Genomic DNA, 22,763 nt, shown 5'->3' on the forward strand with positions numbered 1-22,763 from the left:
CCGACTGCCTGATCCGCCTTAATGCTATCAATCATTTCTTCTTGGCGTCTTGGGCCTGGTACTTTTTTATCATCTCATAGCCTTGTTGCAGTATATTATGGTTGATGCTCAGTTCAGCAAACATTTTTTTGAGACGGGCGTTCTCCTCCTCCAGTTCCTTCAATCGACGTTTATCCTCGTCCTGTTCGATAGCCAGATCCTTCTTCCATTTATAAAAAGTAGCTGGGCTGATCTGATGTTTTCGGCAAATTACTTCTACCGATTGACCGGCATCTTGTTCAGCCAGGATCGCCAGACGTTGAGATTCGGTAAAATCACTCTTACGCATCTGATAAGTTTTTTGAAAGTTAGATAATTTCTTGCTAACTCTCTACTCATTTTTGGTTGCGCGATTTGGGAAGAGCACACCTGCGCCTTTTTCCTCAATCTCATTGACCAGGTTGATCAGATCTCGGAGGGATCTGCCCATCCGGTCTAATTTCCAGGTAATAATCACATCACCTTCTCTGAGCTGATCGATCATCCGTCGGAGTTCCGGCCGCGCCGCTTTGGCACCACTGATCTTTTCCTGATAGATCTGTTTGCAACCTTCTTTCTGAAGTGCATCCAGTTGAAGAGAAAGATTCTGCTCTTTGGTGCTAACTCTGGCGTATCCGATCTTCATGAGTGTTTGCTAAAAAGGTTATGGCAGCAAAATACCATACGCTGATTTGAAAAACTAGTTTTTTGTACGAAACTTTCGGGAAAAAGTTCCGTAAATTATTGAAGAAGAAGTGTTTGAGAAAACCTCCGTTTTTTTTTGACGGGCAACTGAGAAGCGATAATGGTTATTTGTTTTAAAACATTTCAATAATCGGCAGTTACAATTCCATTTGATATATACCTTGTGCCAACTTGTGTAGATGTTATCATCAAAACAGTCTAATTAAAAAAAAGAAAGGAACAGTTAACGTTCCTTTCTTCGAAATCAGATACGGACTCTGATGGTAAGGATTTCGGCAACGGTTTAGGCCCCGTCAAATAGTTTGCCAAAATCTGAACTTTAAATTTTCTTTTCTTTTAGGTCATCCCCTAGAATAATTTTGGGCAATAATGACATCAAGGTTTATTTGTTTTCAGTTTTGCTACTGAGAGTTGCTTCTTATTTCTATGAAATAAGATTGACTTTAAAGGTTTCAGAACAAAGTTGAATAACCTAGGCTTTAATTTAAAAGTTCATGACTAGATAGCTCTACTTTATTCTTTAGCAGTTCTTCAAATTCCGATTTAAGGTTTTTCATATTAGAAATTTCCTCTTGAATTTTGATTTTGTCATCCTCTAATTTCCTTAACTGATTTTGCTTTTCTCTTGCTAGAAGAGCCTTGAAATAAATAGTCTTCAAGAAATCAAAGGTATCATGTAGTAACACAGAAAATTCATCCGATTCATCTTTCAAATCACCTTGAGCAATAAAAACAAGAAGATGTGGTGGAATTCTTAAACCATTCTTGGCAATGACTTCCAAATTCTCAAGATTTAGATTTCGTTCTCCTCGTTCGATCTGTGATAAAAAGCTTTGTGAAATCTTATTATCACACCTTTCAAGAAGTTGTTTCTGACTAAGACCTAAAGTTTTTCTAACTCTTACAATTGCCTTACCGATTTCGATCATGATCTTTTTTTTTGATTTGGAAAAAATTGGACTTTACGTAATTCTCCATCATCTGCAAGATGGTAGAAGAACTAAGCCCTAATTTGAAGGTCAAAGTTATCTTCTGATTTAAGAAATAAATCTAGAAATCTCGGCTTAAATTCTGAGATCGAAATAAACTTTTTGACCTGGTGATTGAAATAAGTTTCTTGAATTGCAACTTGAGAAATCCTCTCAAAGGAATCAAAAGATGCACTTATTTCATGTTTATACCTTAAAAGCAAAACTTCTTTCGTGAAAGAAATTTCCTTATTCTTTTTACTAACTTCAGCTTGAAGTATTTTTGAATCAACTGTTATCAAAGCCCGCTTATCCTGTATCTTAACAATCTTTTTTTCAAAAAATTCCCAAACTTTCTGTACACTGTATCTTCGATTTTTAGTAGGTCCATTTAAGAGTTTATTGATTATGATTGGATCACGACCACTAAGTCTTTTCTTGTTGAATGGTGTATTAAGTAGGCAATTCATCAAATTTAGCCGTCTAGAATTAAGTTCTTCCTCGATTTTATCAAAAACACACAAGCTCTTCCTAAAGGCCTCTACAGTTCTATTACTATTACTATATTGAATATGAATAGCAAAATTCGGATTCGATTGATTGGGAACTCCAAAAACGTGAGAGAATTTTGGAACGTTATCGCTTTTTTCTAGAATTTTTATCTCATTGTAATAATCAAACTTACTTTGTACTAACCAATCATTAAAAAACTCAAAAGCACATATCTTATCCTGATATATAGCAAATAAGTTGAGTTGATGAGTTTTATCAAAAATACAAATAGGAATGTTCAAAAAATTTTCCATTATCAGATTCACGGAATATATTCCATCCCATCGGGTCTTTCTATCTAAAAAATTTTTAACCAGAGTATTAAGTGAATTTTTTAAAGAAATTAACCTATTATGAACATGACTAATTACAAGCTTCTCTTTTCGTATTTTTAACAGCTGATGGTCATACCATTTAGCCGAAATACTCTGAATAATTTTTTTTAGCTCTGGCCAATTGAAGATTTTGAATGATTCCTTTTTTTGAAAAGTTGCAATTAGAGTTTTACAATTTTCAATTAGTTGATTGTTTCTAATATTCTTTGATACTCTATTCCCTATGCGCTGCTGATACCACCATTTGAGGACGGTTAAACTATGAGCACTAATATTATAAGCATAAGAATCGATTAGAATTGAGATTATCGCCCTTTCCCTATGCATTCTTTCCAGTTGATTAGAAATTTTATCAGAACGTATACTCTTAATCAGCGAAGAATTTGAATTAGAAAGAAAAGTTAAAGGATGTAATAAGAAATGGGGCTGATACACATCAAAATATCCTTCTATAACTGAAGATTTCAATTTTTTTGCTACGTCACTGTCTTGCTTTGTTTTTCTTAATTCCCGTACATTACCACTCCAGTCATATTCTGCTAGAAAGATTCTATTGACTTTATTAATAAAAAAATTCTGTAGCCTTTCCGAATGGTAATACCCACATAGTGGAATCTCAATGGGAAAAATATTTAACCTTTCATAGAGACCTTTCCGAAAGCGCCCTTCCGCTACTTCAGTTGGCATTATCTTATTGGTAGCGGTCAGCACTTGCACATCCAGCACGATATCCTGCTTGGCGTCCAGCGGCCAAATGGTTTTCTTTTGCAGAAACTGCAGCAGTTTGCCTTGGCTGTTGGGGTCTAGGTCGCCGATCTCGTCCAGAAAAACAATTCCCTGATTGGCCAGTTCCAAACGGCCGGTGCGGTCTTCCTTCAGATCGGTATAGCTACCCTTTTTTGCGCCGAATAACTCGGCTTCCAGCATCCTTTTCGCGATATTGGAAATAAAAATCTCTTCAAAGGGATGCTTGTGCCTTTGCGAACTATTGTAATGCAGCGAATGAGCAGCGATGCTCTTGCCAACACCAGTATCCCCAGTGATCATTACGGTAAGATCAGGTTTTTCGGCGGCGATTTTTAGAGACCTTCTCAGTCTTTCCATCTGTGGTGAACCACCAATTATCGGAAAATCCGGATGCTGGATAAACTCATGACGATCCTTTATCTCTTGCAGTTTCTTGTTTTCTTTTTCCAGTTCTTCGACCTTGCTCTTTAGATTGGCATCCCGTATCACCTGCTGGAAGGTGGCGTCCCAAACCTCATACTTGTAATCTCCCTTGTACAGGAAATTTTGAGCGCCCCGGTAAAGAGCCTCTACTGCGGTTTGGTAGTCGCTATTCCCGGTAACTACAATGATCGGAATACCTGGCCGCTTTTCCTGAATCTCGGGAATGAGATCCAAACCGATCTTCTCGCCGCTTTTTTCCAAGACCAAATCCAATAAAATAAGGTCAAAATGCTCCTTTGAATTTAGTTTTTCCCTTAGCTGCTTCACCCCGGCCGCTTCTTCAAAGTCATAATGTTTTCGAAAAGCAAAACTCAAGGCATGAATATATTCTAAGTCATCATCTATCAGCAAAATCGTAGTTTTTTGTTGCATCATGTTCTTAATATTCTTTTCATTTTTCACATCAATATGCGATTGTCTACCTTGAGGATTAATTAAACACCGTTCTTGTGGAAATTCACAGCAATCATCTGTTGAATCTATTCCAAGGGATGTAATACTGGATAAGAGATCCATTCCTGAACTAGTTAATAGAAATTTCAGATTTCTAATAATATTTCCACCTGTTCCGCCCAAGCCTATAAAAAGTGTAGGAGGTTCTAATCCATTTAAAAATACCTTGTTATTCATGCTCATAAGCTTTAGCTGATATTAACTTAACAGTATGTTCTTTAAAAACTTCTGCCTGGTAGAAAGCGATGGTTTAAACAATTTATTTCATTGCAGTAAGTGAGCTAATGCCTCATAAGTGGCAATTGCTTTTCCAATAATCTCCAATGCTTTGGCTATCGCCTGTAACGTATCTTCGTTCATATTTACAAGTGTATCATCATCGGGATTCTCATTTTCCGATAAAACCCCTCTAACTAGCTTCAATGTTTCAATTGTGATTTGACCTAATTGAAGCAATTCATCATGTGAAAATTCAATTAACTTGTCTTTCTCCTTAGGTAATTCATTTGGAAAGCCATTTTTGCTTAAAAAGTTTTCCCATTTTTCGATAAGCAAATCACAGCATTCGACGGGGCCTAAACCGTTGCCGAAATCCTTACCATCAGAGTCCGTATCTAAGTTCATAGGCAAGTAGGTTTTTATCTTTCGCCAATACCAGACAGAAATTTTCAAAGAACAAAAAAGCAATATAGTATATTGCAAATAGCAATTTATGTTATTACAAGGATAAATTCTTGTTTTAACTTTTTTTTAACAATTGTTAAAATATTGATTTGATCTTAAAAGCTCGCTAGTTCAAACTACGCCCTTTTAGGGAAAGAGATTTCAGTTGATACTCATCTTAAAGACGCATGAAAGGCGACTGGCCTCTGGGCTAGTCGTTTTCTTTAGTCGAATTTCATTCGATTCCAAACGTTTCATTTTATATGGCTAGGCTTCGAGTTGGATTGACAATGAGCCATTTAAACTTTTCTACTGGTATGCGCATCAATCCTTAATTGAATCTCGCTTCTGTATTTACTTCATTTGTCTTTCGGGTCTGCATTTGAGAACTTAGAAGGGCTGGCGTTCGCTGGTATAATAAAAGTTTAAATCACTTCAATAAATTAATTTTAGATTTTCACCGGATCTAATATCAGATTTATCTGATGACTACTCCAACCGAAAACCCACTCTCCACCACAAAATCAAAAAATCCAATCTCCACCATCAGCTGCAGGCCCTGGTCGGTAGGGTAGCCCTCTTTGATAAAAGTATAAGCCCTCCGGAACCAGGTCAAAGCCTCCTCCCGCATTGCTTTTTCGGCATAGATCATGCCGATCTCCATGAGTGTCACAGCACAGGTATATGTATCCCTTTCTGCCGGGAAGTTTTCCACCAGGATGGATTTGTAGTAAAGCGCACCGTCCAGATCTTCCGAATAGCCTTCGTGCGCATAAAGATATCGGGATAGCTCAAAGACGGCATTGATATCGCCGGCACGGGCCTGTTGCCAGTAGGGGCGAAGTCTCGGATCGATGAGGGTTGATTGAGCGCCTAGGGTTTGGTTACTTGCAGAATAGTTGTCATACTTTTTACTCCCTTTTTGGTTGATACTCAAACATTCCAATAGAAATAACTTAATCTGTAATATAAAAAAATAGGTAAACGTGTAAGCGTATTAGTTAATGAATTTATTTTTTGAACCAGAAAAGTTTGTATTTATTTTGTTATGTGCTAATTTTACTGATGTGACATAGATTTATCCCTTTTAAATAGCCCCATATGGTTCAAAAAATTTCTAAAGGGTTTTCAAAAAGTAAAGAACTTAGGAAAAAGACAAACCCCTTTATCATTTCCATAATATTTCTTTTTGGTGTCGCGATATATTTTGGATTACCACCATTTTTAGAAAAAGGTCAGGATGGGGGTTATATACTTTCCAGACAAAGGCAGGAGGATTTTGATAAAAAGCCATTGAAGTCAGAAAATGTAGAAGTGTACCGTTTGATTGCAGGCCTTAGGGGTAACTATCCATGTATCAATTGCAATAAGGGTATCCAGCAAATTCTTTTATTTCCAGGAGAGGTTTGGAAATATGGAATAAGCAGGAATGGACGAAAAAGATACAATGAGAACTTCTACTCGTCAAGTAATTTGGTTTATCAAACAATTACTATTACGGATATTTTGAGCGCTGAAAAACTTGAATTAGAATTGATAATAGGATATCCACTCTTGCCAGAATGCCAAAAAAGAATGAAATTGCAACAAATCTTTTTGAAACGACCTCCAGGAAATGCAATAGACAAATGACCACCATCCATCTCAACATACCGGGTATTGACGCACATGCTTTAAGCATCCACCTGCTGGTAGTCATTAAAAACTATATCGAAGGTAAAGAAGCCGGCAGCATTCCAGCCCAAAAAATGGAATACCTGGAAGCGATGGATCGTTCTTATCTCAAATTAGACCAGCTTAGCCAATGCCATGATGACGAAACACCCCAACCGCTTGCATTAACCACGGAAGAAGCCGAGGCTGTGATCCGCGCCTTTACCGATGCAGAATTCCAGGAGCTGGCATTGCGAGATGAATACTACCAAAAAAATTCCTATACCAGTTATTTTGGATTGATCTACGCTAAATACCTGAAGAAAATTTCTGAGGCTTATGTAGACGCCTTGGCGTCAGCCTGACTTGATCCATCTCAACGCGTCTCCACGACCTCCCCATCCACTGCTGCAGAGTAAAAAGTAGTGCCGATCGGACCGGGGCGGACCTGCCCATCGGCGCTCAGCCCCATTTCCGATTTTTTCCAAGCCGATTACGGCTTCAACGCAGGATCTTTACTGGATGCCGGTCCGAAGCAACTACACGCTACGGCCTCCGGGACCGCACCGAGTGCGGGGGGAAGGCCTGGATAATTCCGCGTTGCTGTACAAAGACACATCCACTTACGTGAACGTTGAGAAAGACACCGGAATTTCCTTAATTCAGATCCCCATCACTCACCTCAATACTTTCCGGCTCCCGGTATTCCGGTAGGGGGAAAGGGCTTTTCAGATTTGCCTGCCGCACCTCCGGATTACCCGGCAATTTCACCCAAACCTTCCAGCCATTACCAGCCGCATATTCCCGGTAATCCTGGTAGCCGGAATAATGGGGTTGCCAGTCGTCGTCACTGCCGCCGATACGGACGTAGAGGGCTTTGCCGTCCCGTCCTTCCACGAAAGCAGCATAGATGCCTTTTTCCCGGGCATTATCCTGCGTATGGATCTGGCTGCCGCTCGTCACGCCGGCCACCTTGCGGGCGTTGATCAACGCTTTGATCTTTTGCTGCAGATCGTTCCCCCAATCGAAATAGTGTTTCCAGAATACACTGGGCACGCCCGGATGGGTCAGCAGATAGGCGTAGGCCTGTTCGATCTGCCAGTTATTCGCAAAATTGTCCCGCTCGTGGTTTTGCTGAGGACTGCCGTCCTCATTAGTGCGATAGCCGGTATCGTGATTTTCGAGGAAGGTAACGGCCCGGTTGCGCCAGTCGTGATTATCCGTATTATCACCGATCAGGCCCGGACCATTGCCAAAGCCGTACCAGGCCGTGTAATTGCCTTTGTTGTCTTTGAGGGTGAAGAATGAAGAGAAATCAAAGACATTGCTGGCGGTGGTCAGGTCGCCTTCATTGGTGGCGGTATGCCAGACCCAGCCGCGCTGCTCGGCCTGTTTATCCCAATCGTACTCTCCAACCGAAAAGGTAGGTTGACTGGCGCGATTGTATACCCCGATCCAGCGGGCGTGGTAGCCGTGGACCATATCGTAGCGCCAGCCGCGGTAGCCGAAGGATTTTAGCTGTAATAAATAGCGGATCAGATCCCGGCGAACTTCGGGATTGGTATGGTCCAGGTCCCGGAAGGCGTTATAGGAGTAGGTAGTGCCCTGGTGTTGGGCGTAGGGAGTCGGCTTTTCCTCGGGAGCGCCCCGCTGGGCGACCGGTGTATTGTAGACTTCGGAATTGCTATTCAGAAAGGCTTCATCATCGCGGCAAATGGATTGGGTATCCCAGGCCGGATCGACAAAACCCGCCCAGCCGTTGGTCCCGTCCCGGTGATTGATCACGATGTCGGCGACGGGTTCTACGCCGTTGAGCAGCAGGGTTTCCAGCATGGCCCGGTGCAATTGCTGGTCGCCGTAACTATTATTCAGATTGAAATATTCTTTGGGGTTGTATCCGGCGCTGAGTCCTCCGGCGTAAGAAGGCGGTGGCAGCCAGATCAGATCGAAGCGGGCGTCCCGGATCGCCGGTGCATTTTCCTGGATGATCTGATACCATTTTTTGGTGCCGAACTCCGGAAAACGGTCCGTATGGCCGTGCCGGTAGGACTCCCAGTAAAAGCCCTGCAGTAAAACCCGGTCGTCATCAAAACCGGCCGGACTAAAACGCATTGGATCGGATACGAGATCGCAACCGATCATAGACACCAATAGGTGGATGAGAATGATAAAGTATTTCATGAAACTCCTCATTTAGATGATTGTACAAGAACAGCTCCGTTCTGCCAGGAAAATGTAGAAAAGGATTCGTTCGCCGGTGTATAATGGGGCAAACATTATCTAAGAAACTGCTTTTACCCCAAAAATGATTGGCGAAGCGAAAAATTTATCCGCTTTTATCATGAAGCCAGGTGATCGATTAGGGGATCGGATCCTTTATTAAGTGCTGAGTAGCGCGTACCCCAATCCCTGATTCCATACTTACTTATATCCGCATCGCTGGTAAAGACATTGGGGGATAGCGGACTTTAATTCGTCTATTAAATATTCTGCTAACGAACCCTTATCAGCTCGTTTATGCCTAACACCCTACACCTCCCCATTTTGGGGCTACTGCTCTGGTGGTCCACTGCCCTGAGCGCCCAGGATTCAACCAGCCCTTTGGATCTTTCTAAAGCATCGGTATACGTATCGCCCGTACAACGGGCCGATTGGCAAAAGGTAACGGCGGTCCTGCGGGATGAAGTCTCCCGGCGCAGTACGGTGCAATTGCCGGTACGCAATGCACTGGAAAGTAATGATGCTCCCCAAATTGTGCTGATCACGGAAGCTGAAAAAGCGAAATTACCGGACGACTGGTTACGGGAAATACGTACACTTTCCCCGATCGGGCCGGAAGGCTATCAGCTCTTCACCATACCTTGGGCCCGGAAAGTAGTACTGGTAGCCAACGATAAGAGAGGAGCCCTGTACGCGATGGGTAAACTATTGCGCAAGCTGGAAATTCATCCCGACCGACTGCTACTGTCAGGCCATCTAAAACTTTCCAGCACACCGCGCTACGAGATCCGGGGGCACCAGTTGGGGTATCGCCCGAAAACCAATGCTTACGACGCCTGGTCGGCCGACCAATTCGATCAATACATCCGTGAACTGGCGATCTTCGGTGCCAACAGCATTGAGATCATGCCGCCGCGGACCGATGATGATTTTACCAGCAGGCACATGCCGATCCCGGCCATCGAAATGATTGCGGCCCAATCGGCTGCCTGTGCGGATTACGATCTGGATGTCTGGATGTGGTATCCCAACATGGGGACGGATTACGAACATCCTGATTCTATCGCCAAGGAAATAGCAGAGCGGCACGAAGTATTTGCAGCCGTTCCCCGGCTGGACCATTTGTTCGTACCCGGTGGGGATCCCGGCGATCTGGCGCCGGATATCCTTTTTGCCTGGCTGGAACAGGTGGCTACGGTACTGCACCAGTACCATCCGGAAGCTAAGATCTGGGTCTCTCCGCAGGTGTTCCGACCAACCCGGCTCTGGCTGGGCTCCTTTTACCAACACATCAACCGGAAATACGACTGGCTGGGTGGGGTCGTGTTTGGCCCCTGGGTGAAAACTCCGTTGCCCGAGATCCGGCATCTGATCGATCCGGACATTCCGATCCGGCGTTATCCCGATATTACGCACAGTTTGAGTTCGCAGTATCCGATTCCGCACTGGGATCTTGCTTACGCCATTACGCTGGGACGCGAATGCATCAATCCGAGGCCGGAAGACCAGAAACGTATCCACAATGCTCTCGATGAATGGGGCAACGGCAGCCTGAGTTATTCGGAAGGTACCAATGATGATGTCAATAAATTCATCTGGAGTGATCAGGACTGGGATCCGGAAACTCCGGTGATCGAAACTTTACGGGATTACGCCCGCTTCTTCATTGGGCCGGATTACACGGAATCCGTAGCGCAGGGACTACTGTCATTGGAACGTAACCTGCGCGGCCCGCTATTGACAAACGAGCAGGTGGAAAAAAGTCTCTGGCAGTGGCAGGCCATGGAGGCCCGGGCCCCGCAAGCAGTGCGTTCCAATTTCCGTTTCCAAATGGGAGTCATTCGCGCCTATTTTGATGCCTATATCCAACAGCGACTGATCCGGGAAACCTACGTGGAAAATCTGGCCCGGCAGCAGTTGGGAGATTACGGTAGCAATGGGGTAAAGGAAGCTATAAATCGCTGCGAAGAAACCCTGGCCGAATATCGAAAACAACAGGGTGTTCACCCTTTCAAGGAAAAATGTGAACAAATGGCCGACGATTTATACGAAAGCATCGGTGCCCAGCTTACCGTGGAAAAGCACGGGGCGATGGGTGGTCGCGGTAATTTTATCGACAATATTGATAACCCACTGAATGATATCGCATATATCTATTCCGAGCTGAATAAGATCAAGGCACTTCGCACCACCGAAGCGCAAAGAGCTGCCATTGCGGCCCTGTTGCACCGGGAGAATCCGGGAGAAGGGGGCTGTTACGATAATTTTGGCGATCCGGCCAGTTGGGAGCGGGTGCTGGTGCGAACTCCGCTTACCGAGGATCCCGGTAATCTGAAAACTCCACGGGTAAGTTTTGGGGTCGGACTGATCGGAGAAGAGTGGGTACACGAAATTACGGCCACGGGTTTTTCCGGTCAGGCGACACCCCTGGCCTGGGCCAATCAGATCACTACCTTGTACGATCAACCTCTGGAAGTACTCTACGAAGATCTCGATCCGGAGAGCAGTTACCGCATCCGGGTGGCCTATACCGGGCGTTTTAAATCCCGGATGAAATTGACGGCCGACGGCCTACCGGTACACGATTTTATCCAAACCGGCACCCAGCCCCTGCACGAATTTGCTATTCCGGCCGAAGCAGTACAGGACGGGCAGGTCCTTTTCACCTGGACCTGCGGGGAGGCGGAGCGGGGCGCACAGGTATCGGAAGTGTGGATCATCAAAGCGCAAAAAGAATAAACGGTCCGAAAGTGATTGATCTACTGCAAACCGGAATTCCCTTAAACAAAGCCACCCATCATGAGTTTTCAACGCGATGATCTGAAGCGAAAACTACAGCAGGGCCGGAACGTCTACGGCACCTGCATCACGGTAAATGCGCCCCGCTGGCCCGAACTGGTGGCCGGCACTGCTCTGGACTTTGTATTTATCGATACCGAACACATCCCGCTCGAACGGATGGAACTGGCCCACATGTGCCGCACTTACCAGGCCTACGGGCTCACGCCCATCGTACGCATCCTGCAGCCGGATCCTTACCGGGCGGGGCAGGTGATCGACGATGGGGCGATCGGTGTCATTGCTCCTTATCTGGAACAGCCGGAACAGATCCGGGAGCTTGTTGGAGCCATCAAGTATCGGCCCTTAAAAGGGGAGCGGCTGGACGCCGTACTGCACGGCAGCGCTACCTTGCCCGCGGAAATGCAGACTTACCTGGAACGGCATAATTTCGGCAATCTGGTGATCGCTAATGTTGAAAGCGTCCCGGCATTGGAACGACTGGATGAACTGCTAACCGTCGACGGCCTGGACGGGGTTTTTATCGGCCCCCACGACCTGTCGATCAGCATGGGTATTCCGGAGCAGTACGATCACCCGGATTTTGTAGCAGCGGTAAAAACGATCATCCAGAAGGCACGAAAACATACGCTGGGGGTGGGCATTCATTTTTCCGAAACGCCCCAAAGGCAGATCGACTGGGTAAAAGAAGGTGTAAACATCGTCATCCACAGTTCGGATATGAGCCTGTTCAAACAACGACTGTTGACCGATATCGGAGCGATCCGGGCGGCGTCGGGTGATGGCGGCAACGGTTCGCAAAGCAATGATCCTGTAAACGAAGTCATATAAATGAGTAAGCATGTTTAAAAAAATTATCCTGGCCGCAGCGCTGATGGTCGGTGCACTGGCCTACGGCTTTCGGCCGCAACCGCAATTAGGGAACGATAAGTATCAGTACCCGCATCACATCAACATCGCCTGGGAAAGCGCTCCGGCGACGAGCCAGTCGGTCAACTGGCGAACGCATGAGTTGCAAAAGGAAAGTTTTGTGGAATACCTGGAAGCAACCGCCAGCCCCTTCTTTGCGGACCAGGTGCAGCGGATCCGGGCGGAAAGTGACGCCCATCCGGCGGACGATGGGGTGTGGAATTACCACAGTGTCAACATTACCGGCCTGCAGCCGAATACGCTCTATTCCTACCGGGTGGGCAACGGGAATTTCTGGTCCGAATGGTCTGAGTTCCGCACGGCTAGCGGAGATCCGGAGGAAACTTTTTCTTTCCTGTATTTTGGCGATGTGCAGCGGGATATCTTTTCCCTGGGGAGTCGTACTATTCGTCAGGCCGTATTGGCGCAGCCGGATGCCAAATTCCTGCTTTTCGGGGGCGATCTCGTACACCGGGGTGGCCTGAACAAAGAGAACTGGAACGAATTTTTCCCCACCGGCGGCTGGATCTTCCAAAATTATCCGATGCTGTCCACCCCCGGCAACCACGAGCATCTGAACGCAAAGAGCGGGATCGATATGTCCGAGCACTGGTATTATAACTTCACTTTTCCCCGCAATGGACCGGAAGGGCACGAAGAAGAGACTTTTTATGTGGATTACAACAACATCCGGGTGATCTCTCTCAATCTCAACCGGTATCGCTATCCGGAAGACCGGGCCGCCATCTTAGCTTGGACCGAGGAGCGACTGAAGGAGTTCAAAGGAGATTGGGTATTCATCACGCACCACCATGCCATGGATGCGTCGGCCCGTAACCGGAAACCCGGTATTCGATTCCCGGAATTCAAGGCGCTGTACGAAAAATACCAGGTGCCGCTGGTACTCACCGGGCATGAACACCTGTACGCCCGGGGCAGGATAGACCATCCGTCACCCATGTACGTGGTATCGGTGGCGGGGCCGTTCCAGAATGCCATTCAGTTTGGCGACTGGATAGAAAGGGCGGGCACTTCGCTGCAATTGTACCAGGAGATCGAGGTGAGTCCGGAGGCTGTTCACTATGTGGCCAAAACTGTAGTAGGAGAGGTGTACGATGAATTTACCATCAGCAGAGATGCCGGTGGTGATCTGCAATATACGGTCCATCCCGACCTGCACGCAGAATCGCTGCTCCCGCCGGCATCGTTTGAGGAACGTTATGATGCCGAACTGGTGGAATCCTGGGATGCAGATCTGAAAAATTACCTGAGTAAGAAAAGCACGGATAAGTAATCAGCCGATATTCCGGTCGCGATGATCGAGGCCCCATTCGATCATCGCTTCCAATACGTCGTGGAGCGACTGGCCCGATTCGGTCAGTTCGTACTCTACTTTTACGGGCATGGTATTGAAAACCGTTCTTTTCACGATACCGTTGGCCTCCAGATCTTTCAACTCTTTCGACAACATGCGCGGGGTAATCTTCGGGATCTCGTGACTGATCTCCTTAAATCTTTTCTTACCGAACAGCAACACGCCGATGATTGGCATTTTCCATTTTCCCTGGAAAACATTAAGGGCGTCATTGATGGCCAGCACATAAGTAGTGGAACATTTTTTGATATCAGACAGGCTGGGTCGAACGGTCATAATTGCGGTATTTATCCAGGCTGGTATACAAAAGTATAGCGCTATACTTTTGTATACTAATATACTTTTGATACCAAAGGTACCATAATTTTGACCCATCAGAAATATTAATCACAAAAAGAATAAAATGATATTAGTAACAGGAGCTACCGGTAATTTCGGTAGCGCAGCCATCGATCACTTACTGGATAAAGGTGTAGCCCCGGAAACCATCTCTGCCCTCGTGAGGGATACGGCCAAGGCGGAATCTCTGAAGGAAAAGGGAATTCATATTAAAGTTGGGAATTATGATGACCCCGCTTCTCTGGTCGCAGCCATGGAGGGAATGGAAAAATTATTACTGGTCTCCGGATCCGATGTGGGCAACCGCCTCGATCAGCATAAGAGAGCCATCGATGCGGCCAAAGCAGCCGGCGTCAAACACGTGGTGTACACCAGTTTTACCAGAAAGAACGAAACGGACAGTAACCCGCTGGGTATTTTGGGCGCTTCGCATATCGAAACGGATCGCTACCTGCAGGCCAGCGGACTGAATTACACCATCATGCTGAATTCGCTCTACGCGGACGTCCTTCCGATGTTCCTGGGCGAGCAGGTGCTGGAAAACGGTGTTTTCTACCCGGCGGGTGACGGTCAGGTTGCCTTTGTAACGAGAGATGACATGGCCGAAGCGGCCGCTGCGGTACTTACCACAGCTGGTCACGAAAATAAAGCCTATAAGATCGTCCATACCGAAAATTATACGTTCCAGGATGTGGCCGATTACCTCTCGGAGATCACCGGAAAAACCGTACCCTACCTCAAACCGGATATAGAAGTCTACCGGGAAGCGCTGACCAACGCCGGTGTTCCGGCGGAATATATCGGCATGTTCGTTGCTTTCGGAGAAGCGATCCAACAGGGCGAATTTGCGAGCAACGGATCGGACCTGGAATCGCTGCTGGGAAGAAAACCGACGGACCTGAAGACTTATCTGCAGACGGTCTACGGATAGTCAGCAGAATTTAATCTGGGCAAAACTGCAGCCCGTGAAAATTGAAAAGCGCAAGGGAAAACCATCTCTTGCGCTTTTTTTGCTGGACCATGAAGTTAGCCTCAGTTCAACTCCCGGATGCGAACGTTCCGAAACCAAACGGGGGCACCGGCGTGTTTGCCCTGCAATCCAATGTATCCTTTGGTTGGTAATTCGGCAAAAGGCGTACTCAACCATTCGGGAATGGGGCTGCCGTCGGGATTGGTAGTCGCGGAAGTCCATTTGCTCATATCCATATTAGTAACTTCCTGCCCGTTCAGTTCCACTTTGATCTGCTGATCGATGCAGGTGATGGTATAATGATTCCATTCTCCCGGCGGGTGGACGACTTGCTGTTCTTTGGCGGGCAGGTGACCGAAGATGGCGCCGCATTGCCAGTCTTTCGGAGATTCGGCCCATTGCTGGGCGTAGTCATCGGCGATCTGTACTTCTACGGAATTCGGGATCCAGTCCTCTTTATCCGTACAGTAGACGATGACCCCACTGTTGGTGCCCGGTGCATTTTTAAATTCCAGGTCCAGCACGAAATTATCGTATTCCCGGGTCGTCCAGATCGCCTGGTCTTCGCTGGCGGTGAGTTCACCGTTCTCGACAGTCCAGACATTTTCCTGAAACTCCGCGTTGGAGAGATCTGCGGAGAACAGCGGTTCCCAGCTTGCTTCGGGAGCGGCTTCCGGTGTTTCGGTTTCGGTTGCATCCGCCGGGGGAGGAGTGTTGTTGCATGCGCTTAGCAAGAGCAATAAAAGGAAGGTAAAAGGTAATCCAGATTTCATGTGCCTGTTTTTGAACAAGATACAAAACAATGCCCGGGCTGCGATGCAGTTGAGAAAAGCATGATGGAAAAAAGTTGTGATGCCTAAGAAATTTAGGTATATTTGTGATGCCTAAAAAACTTAGGTATGTATGGTAAGTGCCCGGGCAGTGATAACCTTTTTCAACCTATCGTATCCCGGCACCGAAATGTATGAACGTGGAAATGTGGAAACGTTGGGCAAGTTTTAAATGCCTGGCAAACTCAACCTTTCCACATTTCCACATTCGCACGTTGGACTATGGCAAACAATAAATTATACAAAGGTTCTTTATCCACCATCATCCTGCGCCTGCTGGAGGAGAACGAACGTATGTACGGCTACGAGATCTGCCAGAAGGTCAAGGAACTGACGGACGGGGAACTGATTGTTACCGAGGGCGCCCTGTACCCGGCTCTGCATAAACTGGAAGGTGACGGTTTCCTGAGGGTAGAGTATCAGGAAGTCGACGGCCGCACACGGAAGTATTACCTGCTGACAGAATCCGGGCTAAAAGAAACGGCCCATAAGATGGACGAATTACAGGCCTTTGTGCAGCAGATGCAACAATTGCTGGATCTCAAACCGGGAATAGGATAGCGCTCCCCAAAACGTGTTTTTGATGAAGACCAAAAAAATAAACGAAGAACAATTAACGGAACTGTTTGCTTTCATGCGCCGCAAACGCGTTCGCTACTACGACCTGCAGGTGGAACTGGTGGACCATTTCGCTTCGGCTATTGAAGATATCTGGCGGGAAGAGCCCCGTGTTTCTTTCGAAAGTGCGGTCGAGCGGGTTTACGGTAAATTCCCGATCACCGGATTCTGGTCGCTGATCGATCAGCAGACCCAGGCGATCCAGAAGGAAGCCTGGCGATGGGTGTTTCGCAGCTGGACAACCTATTTCCACTGGCCCAAAGTACTCCTCTCGATAGCGGTCCTTTTGGCGATCCGCTTATTGTTTTATTTGCCGATCCCTGCGGAATGGCTCATTTCCATCGGTTTTCTGCTGATTTTCGGCTGTGGGATCCGGACGATCTACTTCTCCAAAAAGGGGATGGTAAAAGACGGAAAGCGCTTCCTACGACTGGAAGCCACTTACGGGGTGATCGCCAATGTGATCAATGTGTTTAATTCGTGGTTTTACATTTACATGATTGGTTCTCATGACTTCACCCCGCTGGCCGACTGGGTGGCCTGGCTCCTGGCTTTTTTCTTTACCTATTCCGGTTTTTTCATGTATATCCTTTTCTTCCAGTTACCCAAAAGGGTAAAAGAAGATCTGCATCGATATTTTCCCCGCTATGTCTAGAGGGCTTTACTGGAAGTGGTGGATCTTCAGGTACTGTAGTAGCATGATGGTTTTTCCGTCCCGGATCTGGCCGTTTTCCAGCATGCGGTAGGCTTCATCAAAGGCGTATTCCAGTACTTCGATGTCTTCTTCTTCTTCATCCAACCCGCCGCCTTCGTGTAGTTTCATATCTTCCGTGTAGGCAGCCACGAAAAAATAGAGCAGCTCCGTCACCGATCCCGGCGACATATAGGCTTCAAAAACCTTTTCCACTTCGGAGATCTGATAGCCCGTCTCTTCTTCCGTTTCCCGCTTGATACAGGCTACCGGATCGGCTTCGTCCAGGATGCCCGCACAAGCCTCGATGAGCAGACCTTCCGGATTGCCGTTGATGAAAGTGGGCAGCCGGAACTGTCGGGTCAGGATCACACTGCGCTTCTGTTTATTGTACAGCAGGATCGCCGCGCCGTTGCCCCGGTCGTAGGCTTCCCGGGTCTGGGTATCCCGGCTTCCGTTAGCTTTCAGAATGCGGTAGGTGATCTTCCGGAGTACCGCCCAGTTTTGGGCAATGATGGTATTTTCGAGGATCTCGATATCGGTGTTCATAAATCTTATTTACAGGGATGGTTAAATGGCAATGTACAAAACCGGTCGCGACAATTATGGTAAATTTTATATTTTTGAGCGTGCTACATTGACAAAACACTTCTCTTCTTTAGGCGTGAGCCATTAGACATAACTAGAAAATCTGGATCCTGGAATGCCTTTTTCATTGGCTTGCCGGCTGGCTGTCGGCACGCAACAATGTAAGGCTGTGATGGTTATAACATTATTGCTCATAAATTTTTAATACTAGTATGAAAAAAAGTCGATTAATTGGGGGCCTGCTATTGCTGTGCTTCCTGCCGTTCCTAAGCTACGCGCAGGATGACCAGGAGATAGCCCCCGTCACCCGTACTTTTGTCCTGAAAAACGCGACCATCATTACCCAGCCGGGGCAGATGATCGAGAATGGACAGATCCTAATTAAAAACGGCCTGATCGAGGCCGTAGGCAAATCCGTATCCGTCCCATCCAATGCCAAGGTGATCGATGTGGATTCCATGTACATCTATCCGGGCTTTATCGAAGGCCTGTCCCGCACCGGTGTACCCCGTCCGAAAGACGAAGAGCGCCGGGAGATCAAAGATCCGGGCAATCCGCCGAACGACGCGGCCGGCATCCAGCCGGAACGTAGTGTAGTCGATCTGTTGTCTGCGGATGATTCCTCCATCGAAAGTATGCGTAAACTGGGCTTTACCGCCGCCCACGTAGTGCCGCACGGTAACATGCTGCCCGGTCAGGGAGCCATCATCCTACTGGGCGGAAGCAGTCCGGAGGAAATGGTGCTGGCGAGTAATACCTCGCTGTTCTCCCAGTTGGAGGGGGCCCGTCGTGTCTATCCGGCCACCACGATGGCGGTAATGTCCAAGTGGCGGGAATTGTACCAGCAGGCCAAACAGGCCCAGCAGCACGAAAAAAATTATAAGAACAATCCCCGCGGGATGACCCGCCCGTCCTACGATGGTACTTTGGAAGCCTTTTATCCGGTACTGGACCAGGAATTGCCGGTATTTTTTACGGCCGAAAGCGTCAAGGACGCCTACCGTGTACTGGCTCTCCAGGAGGAACTCGGCTTCCCGCTGGTACTGGCCGGACTGAAGCAGGGATTTTACATGACGGATGAACTGAAAGCCAAGGGCTTTCCGCTCCTGCTTTCGCTGGATATTCCGGAAAGCAAGGAAGAAAAGAAGAAAGAAGAAGGAGAGGAGGAAGATAAAGAAAAAGCTAAACCGGATCCGGAAAAAGAGGCCCTGAAAAAACGCCAGAAAGAAGCGATCGCCAAGCATCAGAGTCAGGCGGCTACTTTATCCGAAGCCGGACTGACTTTCGGATTCTCTACGCTGGAAGTAAAGAGTGGTGACGTGAAAAATAACCTGATGACCATGATCGAAAAGGGGATCAGCGAGGAAAAGGTACTGGCTTCCCTCACCACCATCCCGGCCAAAATGCTGGGAATGTCCGATATGTTGGGCACGCTGGAAAAAGGCAAGATCGCTAATCTTGTGATTACCGATAAGCCCTATTTTTCCAAAGAATCCAACGTGCGCTACGTGTTTGTAGACGGTGCGCCCTTTGAATACGAAGCCAAGAAACCCAAAAAGAAAGGAGATGCCAGCGCCAAAGTTTCGGCGGCCGGCGAATGGAGTTATACCATCAATATTCCCGGACAGGCGATGAGCGGGACCTTCAAGATCAAGCAGGACGGCGACGGCCAGATCAGTGGTACCATCACCAGTCCGGATGACGGCTCCGAAGGCGAGCTGCAGGAAGTGGTCCTTTCCGGTAATAACCTCAGCTTTTCCTTCCCCTACGATGCGGGTGGGCAGGCCATGAAAGTATCTTTCGACGTGATCATCGACGGAGACGAAGTGGAAGGTACGGTTACGGCCGGTAGCTTCGGAACTTTCGATGTAGAGGGCGAACGGATCGGTGTTCCGGACTAAAGACCACTGCAAAACAGTTTCCGGATAACCGCTAAGCTTGCTAAATATTGCAGCGCGGTTTATCCGAATTTTTGAAATCATCAAAACGGGCGATCATTTTCGCTTTTCAGATAAAAAAGATAATCATGAGATCAATCATATTGCTCTTGCTGTTCGGGATCATTGCCAGTTGGCTACCGGCACAGGAAGGCACACTACTCATCAAGAACGGGACGGTCCTTACCGTTACCAACGGAACTTTAGAAAATACCGACGTGTTGGTCGCGGACGGTAAGATCCGGCGGATCGGTAAAAGCCTGAGCGCTCCGGCCGGAACCCTCACCATCGATGCCACCGGCCAGTTCGTGATGCCGGGTATCATCGATGCCCATTCCCATTTGGCGCTGGACGGGGTCAACGAAGCGACCAATCCGGTTACCGCCGAAGTCTGGGTAGGTGACGCTCTGGATCCCCTGGACGTAGGGATCTACCGGGCGCTGGCCGGTGGAGTAACGGCCTCCCACGCCATGCACGGATCGGCCAATGCCATCGGCGGACAGTGCGAGACCATCAAACACCGCTACGGAGTCTACAATCCGAATGAACTGCGGATGGAAGGGGCTCCCCGGACCATCAAATTTGCTCTGGGTGAAAACCCCATGCGCGTACACGGTGAAGGGCGCAACATCATGCCCCGCACCCGGATGGGGGTGGAGCAGGTTTTCCGCAATGCCTTCTCGGAAGCTAAAGTCTATATGGCCGCGCAGGAAAAATACGAGCAGGAGCGTCGCTCCAACGCCAATGCCGTACCTCCCAAATACGATCGCCGGATGGAAACGCTGGCGGATATTCTCCGGGGCGATATCATCATCCACTGCCACTCTTACCGGGCGGATGAGATCGCTATGCTGATGGAAGTATGTAAGGATTTCGGTGTGGATCGGCTGTGTTTCCAGCACGTGAACGAAGGCTTCAAAGTAGCTCCCGAACTGGCCGATTTCGGTGCCGGCGCTTCGGTATTTGCCGACTGGTGGGCCTACAAATTTGAGGTATACTATTCCACCGCTTACAATGCGGCGATCCTCTCCAAGAACGGCGTGGTTACTTCGATCAATTCCGACGACAGTGAGCTCATTCGTCACCTTTACCACGAGGCCGCCAAAACCCAGCGTTACGGAGGCCTGAGCGACGACGAAGCGCTCGCCCTAATCACCATCAATCCGGCGAAACAATTGGGCATCGCCGAGCGGACCGGATCACTGGAAGTGGGTAAAGATGCGGATATCGCCATCTTCAGCGCCCATCCGCTTTCGGTATACGCTATTCCGCAAAAAACGATCGTAGACGGGGTGATCCGTTTCGACATTGAGAACGATCCGGATGATATGCGCTTAGATGTGAATCCGGCCGAGGACGTTCCGGCGGTGTACCTGCATACCGAAGAGATCGACAATTGCATGGAAGGTGTATTCGAGCAATTGTTCATGGGAGAAAAGTAAGAAGAGCCGGCTGCGGCCGGACCCAATTAGTCCATTTAATTAGGGACCATTTTAAAAAAAGAAAACAATGAAATCCATTATAAAAAATATAGGGATCAGCTTGCTGGCGCTACTGATGAGTCACCAGCTTCTGGCCCAACAGGTTTCCAAAGCCTCGACCGGTACCTTTGCGCTGACCAATGCAACCATCGAGACCGTGACCAACGGCACCGTTAAGGGCACATTGATCATCAGTGACGGCAAGATCGCCGATATCGGCGGTAATCTTCCGATCCCTAGCGGAGCTACGGAGATCGACTGTGCCGGTTTGACTATTTATCCCGGTCTGATCGACGGCGGTACCCGCCTCGGTCTGGCGGAAGTAGGCTCGGTGAGTCTGACGGAAGACTTCAATGAGATCGGTGACGCTACGCCGCAAATGCAGGCACTGACGGCCGTGAATCCTAACTCCGTAGCCATCCCCGTAACCCGGGTGAACGGCGTGACCACGGTGATCACCAAGCCAAGCGGCGGCGTTATGCCCGGCACGGCTTCCCTGATCCACCTGCTGGGATATACACCTAAGCAGATGTACGGAGACTTTCAGGCGGTAGTGATCAATTATCCGTCTTCCGGCCGTCGCGGACGTTTTGACCGTCGCTCGGATGAAGACATTAAAAAAGCCGAAGAGAAAGCCCTGAAAAAGCTCAATGATGTTTTCGATGAGGCCTACCTCTACCACCGGATCGATTCCGCAGCGGCCGGAAAAGCCGAAATGATGCCGGATTACAATCCGGCCCTCGCGGCCCTACTGCCGGTAGTGCGGAAAGAAATTCCCGTAATGGTCGAAGTGAATGCAGCTAAAGACATCCAGTCGGCTCTGCGTTGGGTAGAGGAAAAAGACCTGAATGTGATCTTCACCGGAGTTGCGGAAGGCTGGCGCGTGGCCGATGAGATCGCTGCGGCCAAGATCCCGGTGATCACCGGACCGGTACTTTCCCTGCCGACCCGGCAGTCGGATCGCTACAATCGCGCTTACACGAATGCCGCTGCGCTGCACAAGGCCGGTGTAAAGGTAGCGCTGCGTACCGATGATGCCGAAAATGTGCGCAACCTGCCCTTCAATGCGGGCTTTGCGGCTGCCTATGGCATGGGCAAAGAAGAAGCGCTGAAAGCCGTAACCATTGTACCGGCCGAAATTTTCGGACTGGATGATCAGATCGGCTCGCTGGAAAAAGGCAAGATCGCCAACCTGTTCGTCACGGACGGTGATCCTTTTGAGCCCAAAACTCAGATCAAACACCTGTTCATCAGCGGATACAATATACCGCTGGATAGCCGGCACATTCGTTTGTATAACGAGTTCCTGGATCGGGAACCGGGCCTGAGCAAGTAATTTTTCATAAACCGATAAGGATCTATCGCAAAGGTGGGGGCAATCCACGCCTTTGCGATAATCTATTTCTTCTCCGCTTTTTTATTCCACTCG

Annotated in this window: 21 protein-coding genes; 11 read left to right on the forward strand and 10 right to left on the reverse strand. The window is 47.9% G+C overall.

The window, feature by feature from the left end:
- Positions 1-31: 31 nt before the first annotated feature.
- From tnpA to CRP01_RS15515, 6 genes are all read right to left on the reverse strand, one after another.
- Positions 32-328, reverse strand: coding sequence for an IS66 family insertion sequence element accessory protein TnpA (tnpA, locus tag CRP01_RS15490; protein WP_099150980.1), 297 nt, complete (start codon positions 326-328; stop codon positions 32-34).
- 42 nt (positions 329-370) lie between these two features.
- A complete protein-coding gene (locus tag CRP01_RS15495; protein ID WP_099150981.1) occupies positions 371-664 on the reverse strand; it encodes a recombinase family protein in 294 nt (97 codons plus the stop codon).
- Positions 665-1,202: 538 nt separating this feature from the next.
- The gene (locus CRP01_RS15500; RefSeq protein ID WP_099150982.1) at positions 1,203-1,652 is read right to left on the reverse strand and encodes a helix-turn-helix domain-containing protein; all 450 of its coding nucleotides are present in this window, start codon (positions 1,650-1,652) and stop codon (positions 1,203-1,205) included.
- Positions 1,653-1,723: 71 nt separating this feature from the next.
- Entirely contained in the window at positions 1,724-4,438 is a 2,715-nt protein-coding gene (locus CRP01_RS15505; protein WP_170110388.1) for a sigma-54-dependent transcriptional regulator, read from the reverse strand.
- Between the two features lie 87 nt (positions 4,439-4,525).
- A complete protein-coding gene (locus CRP01_RS15510) occupies positions 4,526-4,885 on the reverse strand; it encodes a hypothetical protein (protein WP_099150984.1) in 360 nt (119 codons plus the stop codon).
- 517 nt (positions 4,886-5,402) lie between these two features.
- Positions 5,403-5,861 (reverse strand): hypothetical protein, encoded by a 459-nt coding sequence (locus CRP01_RS15515; RefSeq protein ID WP_099150985.1) that lies wholly within the window; start codon positions 5,859-5,861, stop codon positions 5,403-5,405.
- A 164-nt stretch (positions 5,862-6,025) separates the two neighbouring features.
- Between CRP01_RS15515 and CRP01_RS15520 the strand changes: the two genes are divergently transcribed.
- Together CRP01_RS15520 and CRP01_RS15525 are read left to right on the forward strand one after the other, a co-directional pair.
- The gene (locus CRP01_RS15520) at positions 6,026-6,556 is read left to right on the forward strand and encodes a hypothetical protein (RefSeq protein ID WP_099150986.1); all 531 of its coding nucleotides are present in this window, start codon (positions 6,026-6,028) and stop codon (positions 6,554-6,556) included.
- On the forward strand, positions 6,553-6,942 hold the full coding sequence (locus tag CRP01_RS15525) for a hypothetical protein (protein WP_099150987.1): 390 nt from the start codon (positions 6,553-6,555) through the stop codon (positions 6,940-6,942). The genes CRP01_RS15520 and CRP01_RS15525 overlap by 4 nt, the downstream gene beginning before the upstream one ends.
- Before the next feature lie 292 nt (positions 6,943-7,234).
- Here CRP01_RS15525 and CRP01_RS15530 read toward each other — a convergent pair whose 3' ends face one another.
- Positions 7,235-8,758, reverse strand: coding sequence for an alpha-amylase C-terminal beta-sheet domain-containing protein (locus CRP01_RS15530; RefSeq protein ID WP_099150988.1), 1,524 nt, complete (start codon positions 8,756-8,758; stop codon positions 7,235-7,237).
- A 336-nt stretch (positions 8,759-9,094) separates the two neighbouring features.
- Here CRP01_RS15530 and CRP01_RS15535 point away from each other — a divergent pair, with 336 nt between their 5' ends.
- From CRP01_RS15535 to CRP01_RS15545, 3 genes are read left to right on the forward strand one after another with little or no spacing between them, the layout of a single operon-like run.
- On the forward strand, positions 9,095-11,536 hold the full coding sequence (locus CRP01_RS15535) for a hypothetical protein (RefSeq protein WP_099150989.1): 2,442 nt from the start codon (positions 9,095-9,097) through the stop codon (positions 11,534-11,536).
- Positions 11,537-11,596: 60 nt separating this feature from the next.
- Complete coding sequence (locus CRP01_RS15540; RefSeq protein ID WP_099150990.1) at positions 11,597-12,427, forward strand: HpcH/HpaI aldolase family protein; 831 nt, start codon at positions 11,597-11,599, stop codon at positions 12,425-12,427.
- A 10-nt stretch (positions 12,428-12,437) separates the two neighbouring features.
- On the forward strand, positions 12,438-13,799 hold the full coding sequence (locus CRP01_RS15545) for an FN3 domain-containing metallophosphoesterase family protein (RefSeq protein ID WP_099150991.1): 1,362 nt from the start codon (positions 12,438-12,440) through the stop codon (positions 13,797-13,799).
- On the opposite strand, the gene CRP01_RS15550 is transcribed toward CRP01_RS15545, so the two are convergent.
- A complete protein-coding gene (locus CRP01_RS15550) occupies positions 13,800-14,156 on the reverse strand; it encodes a winged helix-turn-helix transcriptional regulator (RefSeq protein ID WP_099150992.1) in 357 nt (118 codons plus the stop codon).
- Between the two features lie 127 nt (positions 14,157-14,283).
- On the opposite strand from CRP01_RS15550, the gene CRP01_RS15555 reads away from it, so the two are divergent.
- Positions 14,284-15,150, forward strand: a complete 867-nt coding sequence (locus CRP01_RS15555) for an SDR family oxidoreductase (RefSeq protein ID WP_099150993.1) — start codon at positions 14,284-14,286, stop codon at positions 15,148-15,150.
- Between the two features lie 101 nt (positions 15,151-15,251).
- Here CRP01_RS15555 and CRP01_RS15560 read toward each other — a convergent pair whose 3' ends face one another.
- Positions 15,252-15,962 carry a 3-keto-disaccharide hydrolase gene (locus CRP01_RS15560; RefSeq protein ID WP_099150994.1) on the reverse strand — a complete coding sequence of 237 codons (711 nt, stop codon included), beginning with the start codon at positions 15,960-15,962 and terminating at the stop codon, positions 15,252-15,254.
- Positions 15,963-16,241: 279 nt separating this feature from the next.
- On the opposite strand from CRP01_RS15560, the gene CRP01_RS15565 reads away from it, so the two are divergent.
- Positions 16,242-16,580, forward strand: a complete 339-nt coding sequence (locus CRP01_RS15565; RefSeq protein ID WP_099150995.1) for a PadR family transcriptional regulator — start codon at positions 16,242-16,244, stop codon at positions 16,578-16,580.
- A gap of 22 nt (positions 16,581-16,602) precedes the next feature.
- Positions 16,603-17,292: a hypothetical protein gene (locus CRP01_RS15570; RefSeq protein ID WP_099150996.1), complete on the forward strand. Its 690-nt coding sequence runs from the start codon at positions 16,603-16,605 to the stop codon at positions 17,290-17,292.
- 6 nt (positions 17,293-17,298) lie between these two features.
- Here the strand turns inward: CRP01_RS15570 and nudK are convergent, their stop codons facing one another.
- On the reverse strand, positions 17,299-17,877 hold the full coding sequence (gene nudK, locus CRP01_RS15575; RefSeq protein WP_099150997.1) for a GDP-mannose pyrophosphatase NudK: 579 nt from the start codon (positions 17,875-17,877) through the stop codon (positions 17,299-17,301).
- A gap of 251 nt (positions 17,878-18,128) precedes the next feature.
- Between nudK and CRP01_RS15580 the strand changes: the two genes are divergently transcribed.
- The 3 genes from CRP01_RS15580 to CRP01_RS15590 all read left to right on the forward strand — a co-directional run bounded on the left by CRP01_RS15580 (position 18,129) and on the right by CRP01_RS15590 (position 22,670).
- Positions 18,129-19,817, forward strand: coding sequence for an amidohydrolase family protein (locus CRP01_RS15580; RefSeq protein ID WP_099150998.1), 1,689 nt, complete (start codon positions 18,129-18,131; stop codon positions 19,815-19,817).
- A 125-nt stretch (positions 19,818-19,942) separates the two neighbouring features.
- Entirely contained in the window at positions 19,943-21,295 is a 1,353-nt protein-coding gene (locus tag CRP01_RS15585; protein WP_099151205.1) for an amidohydrolase, read from the forward strand.
- Between the two features lie 67 nt (positions 21,296-21,362).
- A complete protein-coding gene (locus CRP01_RS15590) occupies positions 21,363-22,670 on the forward strand; it encodes an amidohydrolase family protein (RefSeq protein ID WP_099150999.1) in 1,308 nt (435 codons plus the stop codon).
- Positions 22,671-22,763: the final 93 nt, after the last annotated feature.

Origin of the sequence: Flavilitoribacter nigricans DSM 23189 = NBRC 102662, assembly GCF_002646595.1 — a bacterium.
GTDB classification, from domain to species: Bacteria; Bacteroidota; Bacteroidia; order Chitinophagales; family Saprospiraceae; genus Flavilitoribacter; species Flavilitoribacter nigricans.